Source organism: Gelidibacter sp. (genome assembly GCF_039916245.1).
Taxonomy (GTDB): domain Bacteria; phylum Bacteroidota; class Bacteroidia; order Flavobacteriales; family Flavobacteriaceae; genus Gelidibacter.
Genome location: NZ_JBDSLS010000049.1, coordinates 1 through 21,160 on the forward strand (window position 1 = coordinate 1; position 21,160 = coordinate 21,160).

Consider the following 21,160-nt stretch of genomic DNA (forward strand, 5'->3'; position numbering starts at 1 on the left):
ATTAGTAAATTCATATCAGGTCGCATTTCAAATGTTTTTAACCATTCGGTTTCTGCAATTCTGCCTATTTTGGATAATTCCATTTTAGCATCACATACATTACCGAAATAGTGAAGTCTATTTTTTGTGTTTATGGTCACAAAATAGGATGCTTTCGAGCCATAATCCCAAGTTTGGAGACGGGTGGATGCTATGCGATATTTGCTTTTGTATTTATCCATATTGAGAGGCCGTTGAGACGCTGTTGAGACGCTGTTGAGACGCCGTTGAGACGCAATGCATTGCGTCTTTCCCCGTTTTTCCCTTTCCCTTTGGAGTCCCTTTCGATGCGTTTTTATTTATAGGCAATATATAGTATTTATCTTTATGTTTTTACAATTAGCTTTCTGTGAGATGGTTATGAGTCTCGAGTGGTGATGGGTTTTAGGAGAAACTATGAGCATTTTTAAAAATCCCCAAAAACCAAAAGTATTAAAAACCAAAAAACCCGAACATAAGTTCGGGTTTTTTCTGGTGGTGCCTCCAGGAATCGAACCAGGGACACAAGGATTTTCAGTCCTTTGCTCTACCAACTGAGCTAAGGCACCAGTCGCTTTAAACGAGGATGCAAATATAGAAGCATTTTTAATATTCGCAAAAATAAAAGATATAAAAATTGCTTTTGTAATTTTGCAGCTTTAAGTTTCGATATGAATTTAATTATAGATGTAGGGAATACGCTGTTGAAGATTGCTGTTTTTCAGGAAGATAAACTCTTAGAAAAAATGGTGGTCGAGGTTTCTGCGTTTGAAAATGCCGTTAAAAAAATTTTCAAAAATTATCCAAAAATCGATAAATGCATGCTCGCTTCGGTGGGAAGATTGCCAAAACAGGTCATTATTGACCTCCAAAAGAAGCATAAAACGCTTATTTTGGATGCAAGTTTGAAATTTCCGTTTCATAATTGCTATGCCACACCAAATACTTTGGGCGTGGATCGGATGGCACTTGTAGCGGGCGCAGTTAAACAGTATCCAAACCGCAATGTATTGATCATTGATGCCGGCAGTTGCATTACTTACGATTTTATAACCGATCAAAACGATTATTTAGGCGGTGCTATTTCTCCAGGAATAAGATTGCGTTATAAGAGTTTACATGATTTCACTGCAAATCTTCCGTTATTAGATTCCGAGATGCCAAAAAACATCATTGGAGACCGTACTTCAGAGGCAATTCACTCGGGTGTTATGTATGGGGTAATCAAAGAAATTGATGGGGTCATTAATGAATATAAAGACAAATATTCAGATTTAACAGTTATTTTAACAGGAGGCGATGCCAATTTCTTGTCAAAGCAATTAAAAAATAGCATATTTGCCAACTCGAATTTTCTTTTGGAGGGATTAAACTTTATTTTAGAATATAATACACACTCATGATAAAAAAACTTGTAATAGTTTTCATCACCGTTTTTGCAATTCAAGCGCAAGCACAAGACGGCACAGCATCTCCTTATTCATTTTACGGCATTGGAAATTTAAAATTCAAAGGAACAGCGGAAAACAGAAGCATGGGAGGCTTGAGTGTCTTTACGGATAGTATCCACGTCAACTTCAGCAATCCTGCTGGTTATGCTGGGAATAATCTTAAGATTTGGAATAATGAAAGTAGGCCGGTTGTATTTACGGTTGGCGGAAGCTCAAGTAATTTAAGCCTTAAATCAGATGGTGGTAGTCAAAACGCTAACTCAACTACATTTGATTATTTGGCACTTTCTGTTCCAATGGGGAAATTCGGACTAGGGTTCGGGCTCGTTCCATATACTTCAGTGGGCTATCGGTTAGAGAATTTAAATGCTGCTGGTGAGGTTGATCAACGCTATAAAGGCGATGGTGGACTTAACAAAGCTTTTGTGGGATTAGGGTATGAAATTATCACTAATTTGAGCATAGGTGTCGATGCGAGTTATAACTTTGGAAACATCCAAAATAGTGCACTTCAATTCAGGTATCAAGATGGTCAGCCCTTGCAATACCATACGCTTGAGAATAATCGTTCTGATTTAAGTGGTATCAATCTAAACTTCGGGTTGAGCTATAGGACGATGATTACTAGTAAGCTAGAGCTCACCACAGGCTTGACTTATATGCCGAAAAGCACGATTAAATCAGAAAACAAACGTGCATTCTCTTCGGTAGTTGCCGATCCGGCAGTAAATCAGGAAGTCGTAATAAGTACGATTGAAGCTGATTTGGAAAGCGACAATTTAAAAACTACAGATTTGACTTTGCCAACGATGTTCTCATTTGGTGCAGGTATTGGTAAGCCGCAAAAATGGTTCGCTGGCGCTGAATATTCTTTACAAAAAACGAGCGAATTTGGCAATCCAATCTTTACCATTGGAAATGCGAAATATGTAGATGCTTCTGCAGTTGCAATTGGTGGATATTTTATCCCAGATTATAATTCATACTCAAGTTACTTAAAACGAATTGTTTACCGAGCAGGTATGCGTTTCGAACACACAGGGCTGGAGATAAATAATGAGGCCATAAATGAGTTTGGCATATCTTTTGGAGTGGGGTTACCAGTAGGGACAGACTTCTTCTCAAATGCCAATATTGGGTTTGAGTTCGGAAAGAAAGGGACAACTAAAGCAAATTTAATTCAGGAGAATTTTATGAATTTGCAAATTAGTTTATCTTTAAACGATAGATGGTTCTTAAAAAGAAAATATAACTAACAGGATAAATTTAACAACATGAAAACACGGGTTACTTTAATATTACTTGCTTTATTCTTGAGTTTCAATGTGGGTTTTGCCCAACAGGATGAAGAATGCATGATCAACATAACTTTAATGAGCGATTATGCTAAAAGCAAAAGGTTTGATGAGGCTTATGAGCCTTTCATGAAAGTGCGTAATAATTGTCCTAAATACAGTTATGCAACTTATGCCTACGGCGATAGAATACTAAAGGACAAAATTGAAAAAGCAACCGGAGCCGAGAAAGTGGCATTCATCAATGATTTGATGAAACTTTGGGACGAAGGTCTTGCAAATTTTCCCGACAAATATACAGCAGGCGGCAATCTTCAAGATAAAGCGATGTTGAAATATGATTACAGAGAGGCTTTAGGCTATGGCAACAAGCAGGTATATGATGCCTTTGATGAGCTCTACAAAAAATCTCCTGAAAGTTTTACAAATCCAAAAGGCTTGTATGTTTATTTCTCTACCATCGTTGATATGTTTGAAGCTAAGGAAGTAGAAGTTCAAGATGTCTTTAATAAGTATGATGATGTCATCGATAAAATTGGACAGGAAGTTGACAACTACACTCAAATGTTGAATCCACTTGTTGAAAAAGAAGAAGCTGGCGAAACCTTGGATGCTAAAACTGCACAATACAAGAAACAGTACGAGAGCTATTTGGATAACTATGAGAAGATCTCAGGAAGTATTGACAGCAAATTGGGTATACTGGCCAATTGTGAAGTGTTGATTCCATTATACAAAAGAGATTTTGATAAGTATAAAGATGATTCTGTATGGTTGAAACGTGCTGTAAACAGAATGTTTAGCAAAGAATGTACGGACGATCCTTTATATGTTGATTTGGTAAAAGCTTATGATGCTTCTGCGCCATCTGCAGATACAAAATACTTTGTTTACAATTTGTTGATGAAACAAGGAAAAGAAAGAGAAGCTAAACCATATTTGGATCAATCTTATGATCTTGAAAAAAACCCATTGAAAAAAGCAGCTTTGGCGATGCGATTTGGTAAAAGTTTAAGAAAACAAGGTAATTTAGGTGCGGCGAGAAATTATTTCCAAAAGTCTTTGGAGTTGAATCCATCTAATGGTAGAGCGCACATTGAAATTGCTCAAATGTATGCGGCGAGCGCAAACAGCTGTGGAGATGATCACTTTAGCAAAAGAGCCGTATTCTGGTTAGCTGCTGCCGAAGCAAGAAAAGCAGGAAGAGTTGATGGTAACTTAAAATCGTATGCTGACGGTGTAGCTGCAAATTATGAAGGTTCAGCACCTACCAGAGCAGAAATATTCTCTAAAGGTAATGGTGGCGAAGTCATAAAAATTGGATGTTGGATTGGTTTAAGTGTGACCGTTCCGAAAATATAAATGAAACGAAAAACATCATATAGTTTATTAAACATAGTCACAGCGTTTGCTGTGACTATGTTTTTTTCATGTAAAAACAACTTTAAGGAGGTGCAGCAAATAGGTGTCCTGCAAAATGAACCTATTGGTATTGCTAAGGATATGAATCTGAAATACACGGATTCCGGACGTCTTAAAGCAAATCTGATCAGTCCTAAAATGTTAGATTTTTCAAATAGAGACTTTTCGTATAACGAATTTCCAGAAGGGGTCACGCTTTACCTTTTTGATGAAAACGATAAAAAAAGCACCATCGTTGCTGATTATGGTGTTGTCTATAACAATACCGATTTAATTGATTTAAGAGGCAATGTTCGGATTACAACAGAAACCAAAGACAGTATTTTTGCAGAACAACTGTTTTATGATCAAAAGCGCGATTGGGTATTCTCCAACAAGCCCATAAAATACGTGTCTCCTACCAAAATAGTTACCGGAAATGCCTTCGACTCTAATCGTGATTTTACAAGTTACGGCATCAGCGAGGTCACCAGTACGGTTTATTTAGATGATGATTCGTCTTTATAGACTTCTTTTTGATCTATAACTAGCAAGATCCATCGCAAATCAATTTTTTAAATTTTACGTTCAGATAAATAATTGGTTATCTTTGTAGCTAAATTAAAATTACCCATGCAAACGGTTCAAAAAGTTATTCAGTACGCTTATTTATTCATCGCTGTCTTTTTTATTTACGAGTCAGTAAGATGGTGGAATGAAGATAATGGCAAAGCAATTATGCTTCTAGTATTTGCGCTCTTAGCAGTAGGAATGTATTTTTTCAAAAAGTTTTTCAGAAGAAAAATGAAAAACAACCAATAATTTATGGACGGTAATGCACTTATCATTATTCTGTCCCTTATTTTATCTGCTTTTTTTTCAGGTATGGAAATTGCCTATGTATCTTCCAATAAGATCCATATAGAAATAGCAAAAAAGCAAAATGATTTTCTAGCAAAAACCCTTACAAAGCTTACGGCTAAACCCTCTAAATTTATTGCGACCATGCTTATTGGAAACAATATCGCATTAGTGGTTTATGGGTTTTTAATGGGGCAAAAACTGGTGCAATGGTTTGCATCCATGGTGCCAACCGACTATGGTTTTTTGAATTATTTGTTGACCGATTTGAGTTTGTTGACTCAAACTGTTTTGTCAACCTTACTTATTTTGATTACTGCGGAGTTTTTACCGAAAGTCTTTTTTCAGATTTATGCCAATTCACTCCTTAAAATATTGGCAGTGCCTGCTTATTTTTTCTACGGATTGTTTTCTTGGGTTTCGGATTTTATCATTTGGATTTCAAATATGATTTTGAAACGTTTTTTCAAAACCGGAGGAGAAGATGTGCAATTGGTAATGACGAAAGTGGAGTTGGGCAATTATATCAGTGAGCAAATGGAATCGGTTGAAGAACATGATGAAGTGGATAGCGAGATACAGATATTCCAGAATGCCCTTGATTTTTCAGACGTAAAAGCAAGAGAAGTCATGTTGCCGCGAACTGAAATTATTGCGGTGGACATTAGTGATTCTATTAAAAATTTGAATGCTTTGTTCACTTCTTCCGGATTGTCCAAGATTTTGGTCTATAAAGATTCCGTAGATGAAATTGTAGGTTATGTGCACTCTTTTGAATTGTTCAAAAAACCGAAGGATATTAAATCTATAGTCATGGGTGTGGAGTTTGTTCCCGAAACCATGTTGATCAAGGATGTGTTGAATGTGTTGACCAAAAAACGAAAAAGTATTTCTGTGGTTATTGATGAACACGGCGGGACTTCGGGGATTATAACTGTTGAAGATATTATTGAAGAGCTGTTTGGAGAGATTGAAGATGAGCACGATACTATTGAATTGATCGAAGAGAAAATAGATGACTACAATTATAAGTTTTCCGCGCGATTGGAAGTTGATTATATTAATGAAGTCTACAAGTTGGATCTCCCAGATTGTGAGAATTATGAGACTTTAGGAGGATTGATCGTTGATGAAACCGAAGAAATTCCACATGTCAATGATCAAGTTCAAATTGGGCATTATCTTTTTACCATTTTGGATGTCTCCACTACTAAGATTAATTTGGTGTCGCTCAAGGTCCTTGATGAGGATTAGGTTTTTTTAGTCTTCAGTCTTCAGTCTTCAGTCTTCAGTCGGCAGTATTCAGTATTCAGTATTCATTGGGCAATCATTCTTATTTAAAAATCAGGAATCTTCTTTTTTAACTTCGAATGTCTGGTCTGCAATTGGAAACATCCGTCTTCTGTCATAAATCAAAATCTGCCAATCTACAGTCCTCGGTCTTCCCGCCTCCGCTAAAGCTTCGGGCGGGCAGTCTTAAGTCTTCAGTGTTCAGCTCGCAGTCAGCAGTCTTTCCACCCGCGCAAAAGCATTTAAAGGGAGAGCATTCGGTGTTTAAAGGCCAATTGCTATTTTTTGGCTGTTTTCATTGTCAGCCTTAAATTTCTAAAGGGGAAGGCGATATTTTTAGCCTTATCGATTATCTGTTATCAACGTGTACATCCGTCATCCGTCTTCCGTCAAAATTCAAAAATCGCCAATCAACAATCAATAATCTCCAATCTCCAATCTTCAATCTTTTTCCCCTAAAAACAGTGCAAACAGCAAACAATTCAATATTAATTTAATAAAATAGAGTTCTACTTTTATTATTTGATAGAAATTGGTATTTTCGCGCACTTATATTTTCTAACATATACAATAAAATGGCAGTTTTAAATAAAATTAGGCAACGTTCTATTTTCCTTATCGCAATTATCGCATTGGCGTTATTTGCTTTTGTGCTTTCTGACTTGTTCCAAAACGGTAGTGCTTTTGGTAGTTCACAAGACACTATAGCGACTATTAATGGCAACGAAATTAAGCGTGAAGAGTTTATGAACCGCGTTGAAAATATGCAACGTCAATTGGGGCCTGGTGCCAGTACCACACAAACTATGAATAGAGTTTGGGATCAAGAGGTCAGACGTGTTGTAATGGAAGAACAAATTGAAGGTTTGGGTCTTACGGTTGAAAAAGATCAAATGAGAAACCTTTTGAGAAATAACTTTTCAGACTTTCCTGAATTTACCAATGAAGTTGGCATGTTCGATGAAAATAAATTGAATGAGTTTATCGCCAATTTAAAAGCCATTGCTCCTGAAAGAGCGCCACTAGGTAACTTCCAAATCAATTATTTCGAGTGGGTTAATAATGAAGCTTCAATTGCGATTGGAGCGCAGGAGCAAACTTATTTTAACATGATCAAAGCTGGTGTTGGTGCAACGCTTGCTGAAGCAAAAGTAGAATACGAAGCTGAAAGCGCTAATGTAGATGTGAAATTTGTAAATGTACCTTACACTTCAATATCAGACAGCTTGATTAAAGTATCAAAATCTGAGATTTCAGATTATATCAGCAAACACAAAAAGAGATTTGAAGTTGAGGCTTCAAGAGATATCAACTTTGTACAATTTACCGAATCTGCATCACTGGAAGATGAAAACGCTGTAAAAGCGAACGTAGCGGCAATGTTGGACACTAGAGTAGAATACAATGAAGTGTCAAAATTGAATGATACTATTGTTGGATTAAAAGCGACTAAAGACATTGAAGGCTTTATCAACGCAAACTCTGATGTAAAATACACGAATACTTATGTGACTAAATCAAGTTTACCAGATGTGGCACAGGATAGTATTTTCAAACTAAGTGTTGGTCAGTATTATGGACCATACAAAGACAATGGGATGTACAAAATCACTAAAGTGGTTGAAGAGAAATTCATGCCAGATTCTGTAAAGTCAAGACATTTACTAATTCCTTTTGTAGGTTCACGTGCATCTGACGAAACGACAACGCAAACAGAATCGCAAGCTAAAGCTACTGCTGATAGTTTGATGAATGTCATTAAAGGTAACCGTTCGAAATTTGCTGACTTATTAGATTTTTCTATCGATAAAGTAAGTAATGAAAAAGAAGGTGTTTTAGATTGGTACACCTACAATTCTATGGTACCTGAATTTAGAGATTATACGTTTGAAAACAATAAAGGTGATATCGGTGTTGTGAAAACTGACTTTGGTTTTCACGTTGTTGAAATCTTAGATCAAAAAGCTAAAACGCGTATGATTAAAGTTGCAACACTTGCCCAAAGAATTGAGCCTTCTGAAAACACGATTGATGATGTTTTCAACAAAACTTCAAAGTTTGAAATTGCATTACAGAATAAAGATTTCCAAGATGTAGCGAAAGAAAACGATGCACAAGTTAAGCCGGTAAATAATATCAAAGAACTTGATGAAAACATCCCAGGATTAGGTGCTCAAAGATCTATTGTACGTTGGGCTTTTGAAAAAGGCACGAAAGTTGGAGATTTCAAACGCTTTTCAATCCCTGGAGTAGGTTATGCTGTTGTTCAGGTTTCAAGTATCAATAAAAAAGGATTAATGACTCCAGAAGCGGCCTCAGCAACTGTGATTCCTGAGATTAGAAAAGAGAAAAAAGCAAAAATGATTCGTGAGAAAATTTCTGCTTCAACTGTGGAAGCCGTTGCTCAAAGTCAAAATGTTTCGGTATCCACTGCAAGTGCAGTCAATATGAAAAATCCAACACTTTCTGGCGCAGGTTTAGAGCCTAAAGTAGTAGGAACAGCATTTGGATTGAAAGAAGGTCAAACTTCTAAATTAATTGATGGTAATAAAGGTGTGTTTATGGTAGAGGTTACTAAGAAAACCGAAGCGCCTAAACTTGATAATTACACCGCTATTGTTAACAGATTAAACATGATGAAAATAAATGCAGCACCATCACAAGCATACGAAGCTTTAAAAGATGCGGCAGTTATTGACGACAATAGAGCTACGTTTTACTAGTGAAACATAAGCTATACTAAATAAAAAAGAGGTCTTAAATTTTTAAGACCTCTTTTTTTATAATATCATATCGCGATAGGCGATGGTCGTCTCAAATCCTTTGTCTTTAAAATAGTGTTGTGGGTTTCCTTCAGATGCCACCAAAATAAAATCACCTCCCCAAGCCCCAAGACTTTTGATGCTGCCCTTAAAATCTTTAAAAAGCAGTTCCTTGACAGGTGTCTGCTTAATAATGTCGGCTATAATTCTTTCATGGCTATTTATTAAAGATTGAAAGCTCTCTAAACTCGTACAACTTATCATTTCATTGGTAATGGCATTAACTTCAGAAAGCGCCAAGTTACTGTTGCGCTTATTCTTTTTGTAAGTGGCAATGCCGTCTCTACTGTTCTGCTTTTTATTGAGAAACACAAAATAGAGCTGGTCTTTAAACTCCGGATCAAAATCGCATTCGACAATGGTTCGACCGGTTTTATCAAGTTGATAGGTTATTGGTTTGTTATGACTTGCACAGGCGATGTCATAACCACTTCCACCAAAAGTGTCTGCTAATAATATATACGGATCAATATTTGCCCATTGTGCTATATTATTTATTAAAGTAGATGACGTGCCAAGGCCCCAATTTCGCGGGAAATCCAAATGGGTCTTTATTTTGAAACCTATTTCTTGATCTAAGAATGAGGCATTCTGTCTTTTTGCAGCACCGAGGATTTCTAACAATCGATTAATAATAGGGTCATCCAGATCATCCAAAACTTGAAATCCATCGCTTATGGAAAGATTAGCTTCAAACCATAATTTATCGTCTTGATCAAAACTTTCCCATTTTAATTGCCCTTTTTCAAAGGACTCCACTGACAGGGATTGCCCAAATTTAGTAGGAATGGCTAATGCAAGTGCGCCATCTAAAACGAGATATTCTCCTGTAATGAGTAATTTTCCGTTGCTATAGAATTTTTGAAGTGTCAATTGGTTGGGTATGTTTTATAGTTTTCAGTTTTCAGTCATCCGTCTTCGGTCATCCGTCCTCTGTCATCCGTCATCGGTCATCCGTCCTCTGTCATCCGTCTTCGGTCATCCGTCCTCTGTCATCCGTCTTCGGTCATCCGTCTTCGGTCATCCGTCTTCAGTCATCCGTCTTCAGTCATCCGTCTTCGGTCATCCGTCTTCGGTCATCCGTCATCGGTCATCCGTCCTCTGTCATCCGTCTTCGGTCATCCGTCCTCTGTCATCCGTCTTCGGTCATCCGTCATCGGTCATCCGTCATCGGTCATCCGTCATCGGTCATCCGTCCTCTACCTATTCGTCCGCCAACATTCTAATTGAGATCAAAGCCTTTTCAACTGCATTATGCGTGACGGTGTTGTGCTTAAAATACGCTACCATTTTCTTCTTTTCATCCTTGGTGGCGTGGAGTTGATTGAGCATATTCATCAAATGCATTTTCATATGGCCTTCTTGAATACCTGTGGTGGTCAACGAGCGCAAAGCAGCAAAGTTTTGCGCTAATCCAGCGGCAGCTACAATTTGCATTAATTCTTTGGCATCCGGTTGGTGTAACATTTCTAAAGCAACTTTTACCAAGGGGTGTAAGTTGGTCAGTCCGCCAACGGTGCCAAGCGCCAATGGGATTTCTAGCCAAAATGTGAATATGCCATCTTTTATTTCGGCATGAGAGAGACTGCTGTATCTTCCATTTCTGGAGGCGTACGCATGGGCTCCGGCTTCAATCGCTCTGAAGTCGTTTCCTGTAGCCAATACAACGGCATCAATGCCATTCATAATGCCTTTGTTGTGGGTAACGGCGCGGTAAGGTTCTATTTCAGCAATCTTCACCGCTTGCACAAATTTATGGGCAAATTCTTCTGAAGATAAAGTTTTATTTTCATTCAAATCCTCAACCGGACATGAAACCTCAGCTCTTACCAAACAGTTGGGAACATAATTGGACAAGATGCTCATCACGATTTGAATATGACTTTCGGCTTCTGAAAATTCTTCAAAATGAAGTGCCTCCATTTTAAATGTTTTCGCAAATTGTTCCAAACACGAGTTGATGAAGTTGGCGCCCATGGCATCCAAGGTTTCAAAAGTGGCATGAAGCTGGTAATAGTCTTTTAAATCTTCAGTTTTATTCCTTAGCTCAATATCTAAAATGCCACCACCACGTTTTTCCATGCTTTTGGTGATGTGCTTGGTGTCTTCAATAAGTTTCGGCTTTACAGTTTTAAAAAAGGCTTGAAGTTTACTAAAGCTGCCATGGTACATAAAATGGACTTGTCCGATTTTTGTAGTTGAAATAACCTTCGTTTTAAATCCGCCACGATCCAACCAAAACTTTGCTGCCTTACTTGCGGCAGCCACTACTGAACTTTCTTCAATGGCCATTGGTATGGTATAGAGTTTCCCATTGATGAGGAAATTGGGCGCTACGCCAAACGGAAGGTAATAGTTGGTAATGGTGTTTTCAATAAACTCATCATGCAACTGTTGTAGTTTCCGATCGGTGTTCCAATATTGTTGAATGGCTTGTTTTGCGGTTTTGGCGTCATTAAAATAGGTGGCCGTAATCCATTCAATTTTTTCTGATTTTGATAATTTGGAAAAGCCTTTTATGGGTTTGATCATGAGCAATTGTTTAGAAAAACAAAGATACTATACTTCGTTTAATTATGCCGATACAAATGCTGGCATTACGTTTTAACTTTAAAGGTTAGTGTTTTTGCATTATTTTTAGTAAACTTGACAGCGTTTTAAAAAAAATAAAATCCCTAATGAAGTATTTGAAAAGTTCCTTGTTTATCTGTTTCTTGGTAACCGCTTTAAGTTCAGCACAAAATAAGGAAATTACCCTTGATGCCATCTGGAATGGCACCTTTAGAACCGAAGGAATGCAGTCTTTGCATTCCATGAATAATGGCAAACAGTACTCTGTACTTAACTCTGAAAACGGTTCGACAGCCATCGATGTTTACGATTATAAAACCTTGTCAAAAGTTGAAACTTTAGTAAGTTCATCTGACTTGAAAGGTATGGCCAACTTTTCTGATTATACCTTTAGTAAAGACGAAAGTAAAATCATTTTGGCAACGGAAGTGGAACCTATCTTCCGTCGTTCTACTTTAGGCGTGTACTATGTTTATGATACCAAAATCAAATCGTTGGTTAAAATTTCTGATGAAAAAATACAAGAGCCAACCTTATCTCCTGATGGAAAAAAAGTGGCTTATGGACTCCAAAATAATCTGTTTATAAAAGATCTTGAAAGCAACCAAACCACGCAAATAACCTTTGATGGAGAGAAAAATAAAATCATCAACGGTATTACAGATTGGGTGTACGAAGAGGAATTTGCCTTTGTACGCGCGTTTGAATGGAATGCTGATGGCACGCATCTAGCATTTATTCGTTTCGATGAAACCTTGGTGCCTGAGTTTTCTATGGATGTTTATGATCAAGGATTGTATCCGACGCAAACGGTTTTTAAATATCCGAAAGCTGGCGAAGCTAATGCCATCGTATCCCTGCATATTTATGACTTGAAATCTAAAAAGCTTAACGATGTAAAAGTGTCAAAATCGTATTCTGATTTTTATATCCCACGGATCAAATGGACTAATGATGCTAACATCCTTAGTGCACAGTATACCAACAGACATCAAAATGAGCTCGATTTATGGATGATTAACGCCAGCAACATGAGTTCAAAATTGGTGTTGGCTGAGAAAGATAAGGCCTATGTTGATGTGACTGATAACTTGACTTTTTTAAAGGATAATAGTTTCATCTGGACCTCTGAAAAGGACGGTTACAATCATATTTATCATTATTCAAAAGATGGTAAATTAATTAATCAAGTGACCAAAGGACCTTGGGAGGTAACCAACTATTATGGCTTTGACGAGAAAAACAACATTGTTTTTTATCAATCTGTGGAAAACGGATCGATCAATAGAGATGTTTATGCTATCAATATAAATGGCAAGAACAAAAAACGCTTGACCCAAAAAACAGGGACGAACTCAGCCGATTTTAGTGCTGATTTCACGTACTTTATTAATACATTCTCAAGCGCTACTACAGCTCCGGAATATACACTTCATACCGCAAAAGACGGGAAACTCGTTAAAGTTATAAAAGACAATATTGCTTTGGAGAAAGCGCTGCAAGCTTACCATCTACCAACCAAGGAGTTCAGCACCATTGCGGTTAATGGCAACGATTTGAACATGTGGATGATTAAACCGGCCAATTTTGATCCATCAAAAAGCTATCCTTTGTTTATGACGCAATATTCAGGACCAGGATCTCAATCCGTGAGTAACACTTGGAACAATGCTAATGATTATTGGTTTTACTACTTAGCGCAACAAGGTTATATTGTGGCCTGTGTAGATGGTAGAGGGACTGGATTTAAAGGCGCTGAGTTCAAAAAAGTCACCCAAAATGAATTGGGCAAATATGAAGTGGAAGATCAGATTCAAGCGGCGAAGGAGTTAGGCGCAAGAAACTATATTGATAAAAGCAGAATTGGCATTTGGGGCTGGAGTTACGGTGGGTTTATGAGTAGTAACGCCTTATTTAAAGGCAATGACGTTTTTAAAATGGCCATTGCTGTGGCGCCTGTGACAAGCTGGCGTTTTTACGACACTATTTATACCGAGCGTTATATGACCACACCTCAGGAAAACCCATCGGGATATGACGAAAACTCTCCAATTTTCCATGTCGACAAATTAAAGGGTAATTTTTTGCTCATTCATGGAACTTCAGATGATAACGTGCATGTCCAGAACACGATGCTTATGGTTGAAGCCTTAGTGCAAGCCAATAAGCAATTTGAATGGATGATTTACCCTGATAAAAACCACGGTATCTATGGCGGCAAAACCAGACTGCACTTATATACCAAAATGACTAACTATATTAAAGAAAACCTATAAAAACAGAATTTATGAGCCAAGAACATGATCAAGGATTAATCGCGCATCTCGCAAAACAAGGTATTGACGACAAAATGGTAATGGGACATCCGGCAGGATTGTTTGTGTTATTTTTTACAGAGATGTGGGAGCGCTTCAGTTATTATGGCATGCGAGCATTGCTGGTTATATTTTTAGTCAGTCAAGTGGCTGATGGGGGATGGGAATGGTCTCGTTCGGAAGCCATGAATCTATTTGGATTGTATACCATGTTGGTCTATTTTACCCCTTTATTAGGAGGGATCATCGCCGATAGATTTACAGGGTTTAGAAAGGCCATTATTTTGGGTGCGATAATTATGACTCTGGGACATGCCTCAATGGCTCTCGAAATGGTAAACGCTAATTTCTTCTACATTGGATTGGGCTTAATGATTCTAGGAAACGGTATGTTTAAGCCGAATATTTCCTCTATGGTAGGTCAATTATATCCAGATAACAGCACTAAGAAAGATGGAGGATACACCATTTTCTATATGGGTATTAACGCTGGAGCATTTTTAGGAATGTTGTTGTGTGGTTATATCGGAGAAAAAGTAGGATGGCATTATGGTTTCGGTTTAGCTGGAGTATTCATGATGTTCGGAGGACTGCAATTTTATTTTGCAGGCAAGTTATTTGGAATCGTTGGAGAATCTCCAAAAGAACATAAGGAATCAGTTAAAAAAGGGGTTGAGGAAGAAGATGAGCAACTACCTACAAATGTGGTCAGAGATCGTTTGATCGTAGTGGTTGTATTGATGTTTTTTAGTATATTTTTCTTCCTTTCTTTCGAACAGGCAGGAGGGTCGATGAGTATTTTTGCTCTTGATTATACCCAGCGTATTCTTCCAGGGAATGCTGGAACTATTTTTATGTGGGTGGATACTTTGTTAACCTTATTCCCATTGGTTATTGTAACATACGTTTTGTGGTCATTAGGGAAGAAGATTTATTCCAAATATCCGACTACAATTATTTTTACTGCCATTTCGTTTTTAATTGTTTGGGGACTGGGTCTTTGGAAAATTGGTCGTGAATTCAATGCTGTTGAAACAGAGGTTACAGCGTCTTGGTTTCAGATTCTAAACTCCTTTTTCATTATTACTTTGGCTTCGGCTTTTAGTAAGATGTGGGAAAAAGTATGGAATCCAGCAGGTCCTATTAAATTTGCCTTAGGTCTTATCTTGGTGGGTGTCGGATTTGCTGTACTGGCTTTCGGTGCTAAAGATATTCCTCAAGGTGCACAAACAGCTTCGGTAAGCATGATTTGGTTAATTGCGGCTTATTTCTTCCATACAACTGGAGAGTTATGTTTGTCGCCCGTTGGTCTTTCATATGTCAGTAAGTTATCGCCTAAAAAGTTCGTAGGCTTGATTTTTGGTGCTTGGTTTATGGCATCGGGAATCGCCAATGGTTTAGCCGGATTTGGTGGCGGATTGATCGATCGAATTGCCGAGGAACATTCTCTGTCTTATTTCTTTGGAATATTTGCTGTCATGCCAGCTGCTGCAGGATTAGTGTTGATTTTGATCTCGCCTATCTTAAAGAAAATGATGCACGGAATTCATTAATTTTATCTAACCTATATGAATGCAACTAACCGCGTATTGATCGATCCTGAATTAGAGAGAATTCAAAACTTTTCAGGAAAGTACCCTAAACAACTTTGGGGGTTGTTTTTCTCAGAAATGTGGGAACGTTTCTGTTTTTATGGAATGCGTGGAGTATTGACTTATTTTATGGTCACTCATTTGGTGCTCGAAAATGGAGCACACATGGGAGCCGGTCAAGCCAATTTGCAGTATGGCGCTACCCAAGCCTTCGTGTATGCGTTTACATTTATTGGAGGATTATTTGCAGATAAAATTTTAGGGTTTAGAAAATCTTTGTTTTGGGGTGGCATTATGATGATTGTCGGAAGTTTGATTCTGGCATTCGATCCATTTCCGGAGCATAATTTCTTTTTAGGAATCAGTTTTACCATTGTAGGAACAGGTTTCTTTAAACCTAATATTTCTACTATGGTCGGCTCCTTATACAAGTCCAACGATAGCCGAAGAGATGCTGGGTTTTCAATGTTTTATTCAGGTATTAATATTGGTGCTTTATTGGGTGGCTATGGCTGTATTGCGATCGGAAAAGGGCAGCTTTTTAGCAGTTTTGTTCCTGAGGCATACCGTTGGAATTTAGCTTTCGGACTTGCAGCAGTTGCGATGACCATCAGTTTAGTGACCTTTATCTTTACTCAAAAAGGATTAGGAACCATTGGGTTATCGCCCTTTAAAGCGAAAACCATGATCGATCAAGATGGTAACACGGTTGAAACAAAGGCTTCTGGGAAAAAATGGTATGAATATGCCGTTTATGCAGGGACGCTTTTAGTAATTCCTATCATCATGACCATGGTGGCTAAAACAGAATATACCGATTGGTTTATGTATATCATTGGGCCAGCAACCTTGGTGTATTTGATTTATGAAATGACCAAGCATACCTGGTCGGAAGTCAAAAAACTGGTAGCGGCTCTTATTTTTATATTTTTCTCAATCATCTTCTGGGCTTTTTTTGAACAAAGTGGAGGATCCTTAAGTATTTTTGCAGCGCAAAACCTTAGCGATACGGTTATGGGAAGTGTTGTATTAGATCCCAATGGGGTCAATAATGCCGCCAACTCAGTATTTGTTATCATTTTTGCACCTCTTGTTGGTTTACTTTGGGTGGCCTTAGCCAAAAAGAAAATTGAACCCAACACGGTTGTTAAATTTGGTCTAGGATTTATATTTCTAGCAGGTGGTTTTTACACACTTTATGCGACCCGATTTTTTGAAACCGTCGTAGGTTCTGGAGTGGCGAGTTTGGATGTGTTTGCCATGGCTTATCTTGTGATTACGTTTGGAGAGTTGTGTTTATCACCTATCGGACTTTCTATTATGACTAAACTTTCGCCAATTCGCATGCAAGGTGTGATGATGGGAAGTTGGTTTTTAGCCAGTGCTTACGGACAATATGTTGCTGGAATTCTTGGTGCAGGTTTGTCGGAAGGCAGCGAAAATGATACGCTCTACGAAAAACTGATTACCTATACAGATGGCTATTATCAATTGGCAATTTATGCATTAATTGCAGGGATTGTTCTTATTGTCATTTCGCCTTTAGTTCGCAAACTCATGCAAGAGGTTCGATAATTTAACTGAGTATATAAACAAATAAAATATTACCCCTAATGAATACTGATATTGAAAATCTATTTAAAGACACCGTTCTTGGACATCCCATAGGACTTTTCATCTTGTTTTTTACCGAGATGTGGGAACGTTTTTCTTTTTATGGAATGCGTATCCTCCTTATTTTATTTTTAACGGCACCTTTAGTGAGTGATAACCCAGGTTGGGATTGGCCGCGTGAACACGCCCTTTCATTAATCGGTACGTATGCCTCTCTTTTATATTTAACACCGATTATTGGGGGATGGATTGCGGATAAGTTTACAGGTTACCGTATTGCTGTAGTTATCGGCTGTATCATTATGACACTTGGTCATGCCGCGATGGCGCTTGAAACTACATTTTCCTTTTACTTAGGTTTGGCTTTATTAGTGCTTGGAACTGGTTTCTTTAAGCCAAATATTACCTCAATCATCTCTGAAATGTACAAAACCAGAGAGTCAAAAAAGGATGGTGCTTATACAATATTCTATATGGGTGTCAACGCCGGAGCGTTTTTCGGGATGATGTTGTGTGGCTATTTAGCTGAAAACTACGGATGGGCTTATGGTTTTGGTCTTGCGGGTATTTTTATGTTATTAGGAATGCTTCAGTTTTTATTGGCACATCAAATTTTTGGTAAGATCGGTGCAGCGCCTTCAAAGAATATTGAAGTGCTATTACATGATGGCGAAGATGCTAACGATCCAAATGTGATCAAAGAAGAAATGGAGGCAGCCTCCAAGTTGAATCCTTTTACAACACTAGATAAAATTCTGATTGCCTTATCATCCGTCGGTGGACTTTTGTATTTGTTCAATGATCCTTTAGAGACTATTGGAGGCACTTCAATGTTGCCTTTTGAAGTTCTCGGTTATAGTGGGACAGACTTTGTCGTCATTTTGGCTTTAGTGCTCTTTTTAGCCTTGTTAATCATGCGGATTTCACGGTATATTCCTATTGTTAGGGATCGTTTGATTGCCGTTTCTATTTTCGCCCTTTTTACGGTGTTCTTTTTTGCCTTCTTTGAACAATCTCTGGGATCGATGACCTTATTTGCGAGTGATTATACCAATCGTGACTTAGTAGGTAATACGGCTACTATATTTAAGATTGTGGATGGCTTATTAACGACCATTCCGTTAATCATCATTACCTATGTTATCTTCTTGATTTTCAAAAAGACCTTTACTAAAATTGGCGCTTCAAACATCATGTTGGCGATTGCCTTCCTTGGCTTATGGGTATTAGTAATATACCGTATCTATGACAAATCATTTTCTGATGAATTAAAAGTTGATGCCACTTGGTTCGGGATTTTAAACTCGTTCTTTATTATTACTTTGGCACCAATATTCTCGAAATGGTGGGAAAGTAAATACAATCCGAGTGCGGCTATGAAATATGCGATTGGATTAGTGTTATTAGGTTTAGGATTTGGAATCTTGGCTTATGGCGCTTCAGACATTCCTTCGGGAGCTAAAACGGCATCGGTAAGCATGATATTCTTAATTCTGGCCTACTTGTTCCACACGATGGGCGAGCTTTGTTTATCGCCGTTAGGATTGTCTTATTTAAGTAAGTTAGTACCTGCGCGTATGATTGGGTTTATGTTCGGTGTTTGGTATTTGGCGATAGCAGTTGGTCAGAAATTGGCAAATAATATGGGTGGTATGATTGATAAAATATCAGAGCAATATTCATTAGGAATATTCTTTTTAATATTTGCCGTTGTTCCTATTGCAGTTGGTTTAGTATCAATGGTATTAAATCCTGTTCTTAAAAAATTGATGCACGGCGTACGATAATTTCTTAATTAGTTAAATAAACGTGAAATGCTCCACTTTTGGAGCATTTTTTGTACTTTCAACTTAGATTTGTAAAAAGTTATTAAAATGAAAAAATTAGCATTCGTAATGGTTTTGACGCTCTCAATGTCATTGACCAGTATCGCCCAAAAGATAAATTGGGTCACTTTTGAAGAAGCCTTGGCGCTTCAAAAGAAAAAACCTAAAAAAATCATGATGGATGTTTATACCAATTGGTGCGGTCCATGTAAAATGTTGGATAAAAACACCTTCCAAAATGCAGATGTTGCCAAGTATGTAAATGACAACTATTATGCAGTTAAATTTGATGCCGAAGGCAACGAGAAAGTCAACTATAAAGGGAATGTTTATGATAACAAAGGCTACAAACCTGAAATGGCAAGTCGTAGAAACAGCGTTCATAATTTAACTCATGCATTACAAGTAAACGCTTATCCAACGATCGTGTTTTTTGATGAAATCGGTGACATGATTTTTCCTTTAAGAGGCTATCAAGAGCCACGGCAATTGGAATTATATCTTAAGATGTTTCTAAAAGATAAGCACAAAGAAATGAAAACTCAAGAGGATTTTAACGCTTATAATTCGGCGTTTAAGCCTGAGTTTAAAGATTAGTTGTTGCGTTGAATGTAGTTTAGTTGTGAGTTGTTAAGATGTGTGATTTAATAATTACATCTGCCAAATCAACGGGAAACAAAATATCCTATTATTACTTTTTTAATACAAAAGCGCCCTCCCTACTGGTCAAGTGGAAAGGGATTTTTTGTTTTAGGCAAGTTGCTTCCCAGCGTTGGAGATAACTTTTATAGTTGCTGCCATCTGCAATAATCAGTTCTGGCTTAATGGATTCTAATAAACGTTCTAAATTTATGCGTGGCGAATTTCTTAAAATCAAATATTCTGGATTTAACTGAGGAACGTTGTAAATCCCTAAACTGTCAATAATTAAGAGTTTTTTATTGTCAAATAAATAAATGTTTTCTAAGCTGGCTTCATTAATGTCATTAATCGAATTTCCGATTTTGTAATTCCTGAGACTATAATCTTTGTCAATGGCGACACGGTCAAGGTTGTGCAAAACGGTTAAAGCGGAATTCTCCTTTATACCAATAAGGCTAAATCTACTTTTGTGGAAAACGATCAATTCGTCTGTCTGAAGCTTTTGCTTTTCGAAAATTAAAACGGATTGCAGCATTAATATCGACAACATAGCGATCGATAATCTTTTGAAACTTTGCTTTTTATATAGAAAGGAGAGTGAGATAATCAGAAGGTATGCGCTAAGCACTTGCAGCTCACTAAATGGGATATCACTCAATATAAATTTCTCTTGAAGTGAAACCCATCTTACAAAACTGTTCATGATACTGATCATGCCACCATATAAATCGGCCAGCCAAAACGGAAGGATATTCAGTAATGCCATCAAAATGACGAGAATCCCCATCCCCAAGATGATTCCTAAAAAAGGAATAATGACCAGATTAGACACGAAGAATAAGCCTGGGAATTGATGGAAGTAAAATAAACTAATGGGCATGACGCCAATTTGTGCGGCCATGGTAACCGTGAATATTTGCCAAAGTTTATTAATAGGCTCTAATTTGGGTGCCCATAATTTAACCATAAGGGGTTGCAAGGTCACAATAGCAATGACGGCCAAATAGCTCATCTGAAAACCCACGTCAAACAGGAATAAGGGCTTGAACAGCAGGAGGAAAAACATGGAGATGGCCAAGGTGTTGAAAATATTGGAAGGCCGCTTTAAATTCAAGCCAATGGCCACAATACTGAACATGGTTACCGCTCTGGTAACCGAGGCCGACAATCCTGCGACAATGGCAAAACCCCATAAAATGATCACAATCAATATGATTTTTAGTGTTTTTCCACGCTTTAGATATTCTAAAGGTTTGAACAAGGAATTTAATAACAATAATACAATGCCAACATGCAATCCGGAAACTGCTAGAATATGAATGACGCCTGCTTTGGAATAGCTGTTGTAGATGTCAGTGCTGATATCCTGTCGTTGCCCCAATAATAACGCATTAATCAAGGCTAATTCATCAGGTTTAAAGTGGTAGCGTTTTAATTGCGAATTGATATGCGTACGCAATTG

At 37.7% G+C, this 21,160-nt stretch carries 14 protein-coding genes, 1 tRNA gene and 1 pseudogene; 11 read left to right on the plus strand and 5 right to left on the minus strand.

The genetic code is table 11. The features are described from left to right. A pseudogene (locus ABIQ28_RS02400) lies at nt 1–221 on the minus strand (hypothetical protein); the annotation flags it as partial. Between the two features lie 290 nt (nt 222–511). Further along, nucleotides 512–587 (minus strand) — tRNA-Phe (locus ABIQ28_RS02405). 102 nt (nt 588–689) lie between these two features. Between ABIQ28_RS02405 and ABIQ28_RS02410 the strand changes: the two genes are divergently transcribed. The 6 genes from ABIQ28_RS02410 to ABIQ28_RS02435 all read left to right on the plus strand — a co-directional run bounded on the left by ABIQ28_RS02410 (nt 690) and on the right by ABIQ28_RS02435 (nt 9,039). Beyond that, on the plus strand, nt 690–1,421 hold the full coding sequence (locus ABIQ28_RS02410; protein WP_348035153.1) for a type III pantothenate kinase: 732 nt from the start codon (nt 690–692) through the stop codon (nt 1,419–1,421). Then, entirely contained in the window at nt 1,418–2,725 is a 1,308-nt protein-coding gene (locus tag ABIQ28_RS02415; RefSeq protein ID WP_348035154.1) for a hypothetical protein, read from the plus strand. Before ABIQ28_RS02410 ends, ABIQ28_RS02415 begins: the two co-directional genes overlap by 4 nt. A gap of 18 nt (nt 2,726–2,743) precedes the next feature. Next, complete coding sequence (locus tag ABIQ28_RS02420; RefSeq protein ID WP_348035155.1) at nt 2,744–4,126, plus strand: hypothetical protein; 1,383 nt, start codon at nt 2,744–2,746, stop codon at nt 4,124–4,126. Beyond that, on the plus strand, nt 4,127–4,693 hold the full coding sequence (gene lptC, locus ABIQ28_RS02425) for an LPS export ABC transporter periplasmic protein LptC (RefSeq protein ID WP_348035156.1): 567 nt from the start codon (nt 4,127–4,129) through the stop codon (nt 4,691–4,693). 297 nt (nt 4,694–4,990) lie between these two features. Then, nucleotides 4,991–6,280, plus strand: coding sequence for a hemolysin family protein (locus ABIQ28_RS02430; protein ID WP_348035157.1), 1,290 nt, complete (start codon nt 4,991–4,993; stop codon nt 6,278–6,280). A 611-nt stretch (nt 6,281–6,891) separates the two neighbouring features. Further along, on the plus strand, nt 6,892–9,039 hold the full coding sequence (locus ABIQ28_RS02435; RefSeq protein ID WP_348035158.1) for a SurA N-terminal domain-containing protein: 2,148 nt from the start codon (nt 6,892–6,894) through the stop codon (nt 9,037–9,039). Nucleotides 9,040–9,096: 57 nt separating this feature from the next. On the opposite strand, the gene ABIQ28_RS02440 is transcribed toward ABIQ28_RS02435, so the two are convergent. Together ABIQ28_RS02440 and ABIQ28_RS02445 are read right to left on the minus strand one after the other, a co-directional pair. Then, nucleotides 9,097–10,011 carry a GYDIA family GHMP kinase gene (locus tag ABIQ28_RS02440; RefSeq protein ID WP_348035159.1) on the minus strand — a complete coding sequence of 305 codons (915 nt, stop codon included), beginning with the start codon at nt 10,009–10,011 and terminating at the stop codon, nt 9,097–9,099. A 330-nt stretch (nt 10,012–10,341) separates the two neighbouring features. Next, a complete protein-coding gene (locus tag ABIQ28_RS02445) occupies nt 10,342–11,670 on the minus strand; it encodes a hydroxymethylglutaryl-CoA reductase, degradative (RefSeq protein ID WP_348035160.1) in 1,329 nt (442 codons plus the stop codon). 146 nt (nt 11,671–11,816) lie between these two features. On the opposite strand from ABIQ28_RS02445, the gene ABIQ28_RS02450 reads away from it, so the two are divergent. The 5 genes from ABIQ28_RS02450 (at nt 11,817) to ABIQ28_RS02470 (ending at nt 19,653) form a co-directional block, all read left to right on the plus strand. Further along, nucleotides 11,817–13,985 carry a S9 family peptidase gene (locus ABIQ28_RS02450; RefSeq protein ID WP_348035161.1) on the plus strand — a complete coding sequence of 723 codons (2,169 nt, stop codon included), beginning with the start codon at nt 11,817–11,819 and terminating at the stop codon, nt 13,983–13,985. Nucleotides 13,986–13,996: 11 nt separating this feature from the next. Beyond that, nucleotides 13,997–15,577 (plus strand): peptide MFS transporter, encoded by a 1,581-nt coding sequence (locus tag ABIQ28_RS02455; protein ID WP_348035162.1) that lies wholly within the window; start codon nt 13,997–13,999, stop codon nt 15,575–15,577. A gap of 15 nt (nt 15,578–15,592) precedes the next feature. After that, on the plus strand, nt 15,593–17,191 hold the full coding sequence (locus ABIQ28_RS02460; protein ID WP_348035163.1) for a peptide MFS transporter: 1,599 nt from the start codon (nt 15,593–15,595) through the stop codon (nt 17,189–17,191). Nucleotides 17,192–17,229: 38 nt separating this feature from the next. Further along, the gene (locus ABIQ28_RS02465; RefSeq protein WP_348035164.1) at nt 17,230–19,017 is read left to right on the plus strand and encodes a peptide MFS transporter; all 1,788 of its coding nucleotides are present in this window, start codon (nt 17,230–17,232) and stop codon (nt 19,015–19,017) included. Between the two features lie 87 nt (nt 19,018–19,104). After that, entirely contained in the window at nt 19,105–19,653 is a 549-nt protein-coding gene (locus ABIQ28_RS02470) for a thioredoxin fold domain-containing protein (protein WP_348035165.1), read from the plus strand. Nucleotides 19,654–19,747: 94 nt separating this feature from the next. Here ABIQ28_RS02470 and ABIQ28_RS02475 read toward each other — a convergent pair. Then, on the minus strand, nt 19,748–21,160 hold a 1,413-nt coding region (locus ABIQ28_RS02475; protein WP_348035166.1), incomplete at its 5' end, for a ComEC/Rec2 family competence protein.

Bases quoted from the DNA above. Each gene is read 5' to 3' on its own strand.
- lptC (WP_348035156.1), top strand. From the start codon at position 4,127: ATGAAACGAAAAACATCATATAGTTTATTAAACATAGTCACAGCGTTT.
- ABIQ28_RS02415 (WP_348035154.1), top strand. From the start codon at position 1,418: ATGATAAAAAAACTTGTAATAGTTTTCATCACCGTTTTTGCAATTCAA.
- ABIQ28_RS02420 (WP_348035155.1), top strand. From the start codon at position 2,744: ATGAAAACACGGGTTACTTTAATATTACTTGCTTTATTCTTGAGTTTC.
- ABIQ28_RS02410 (WP_348035153.1), top strand. From the start codon at position 690: ATGAATTTAATTATAGATGTAGGGAATACGCTGTTGAAGATTGCTGTT.
- ABIQ28_RS02460 (WP_348035163.1), top strand. From the start codon at position 15,593: ATGAATGCAACTAACCGCGTATTGATCGATCCTGAATTAGAGAGAATT.
- ABIQ28_RS02455 (WP_348035162.1), top strand. From the start codon at position 13,997: ATGAGCCAAGAACATGATCAAGGATTAATCGCGCATCTCGCAAAACAA.
- ABIQ28_RS02470 (WP_348035165.1), top strand. From the start codon at position 19,105: ATGAAAAAATTAGCATTCGTAATGGTTTTGACGCTCTCAATGTCATTG.
- ABIQ28_RS02435 (WP_348035158.1), top strand. From the start codon at position 6,892: ATGGCAGTTTTAAATAAAATTAGGCAACGTTCTATTTTCCTTATCGCA.
- ABIQ28_RS02465 (WP_348035164.1), top strand. From the start codon at position 17,230: ATGAATACTGATATTGAAAATCTATTTAAAGACACCGTTCTTGGACAT.
- ABIQ28_RS02430 (WP_348035157.1), top strand. From the start codon at position 4,991: ATGGACGGTAATGCACTTATCATTATTCTGTCCCTTATTTTATCTGCT.
- ABIQ28_RS02450 (WP_348035161.1), top strand. From the start codon at position 11,817: ATGAAGTATTTGAAAAGTTCCTTGTTTATCTGTTTCTTGGTAACCGCT.
- ABIQ28_RS02445 (WP_348035160.1), bottom strand. From the start codon at position 11,670: ATGATCAAACCCATAAAAGGCTTTTCCAAATTATCAAAATCAGAAAAA.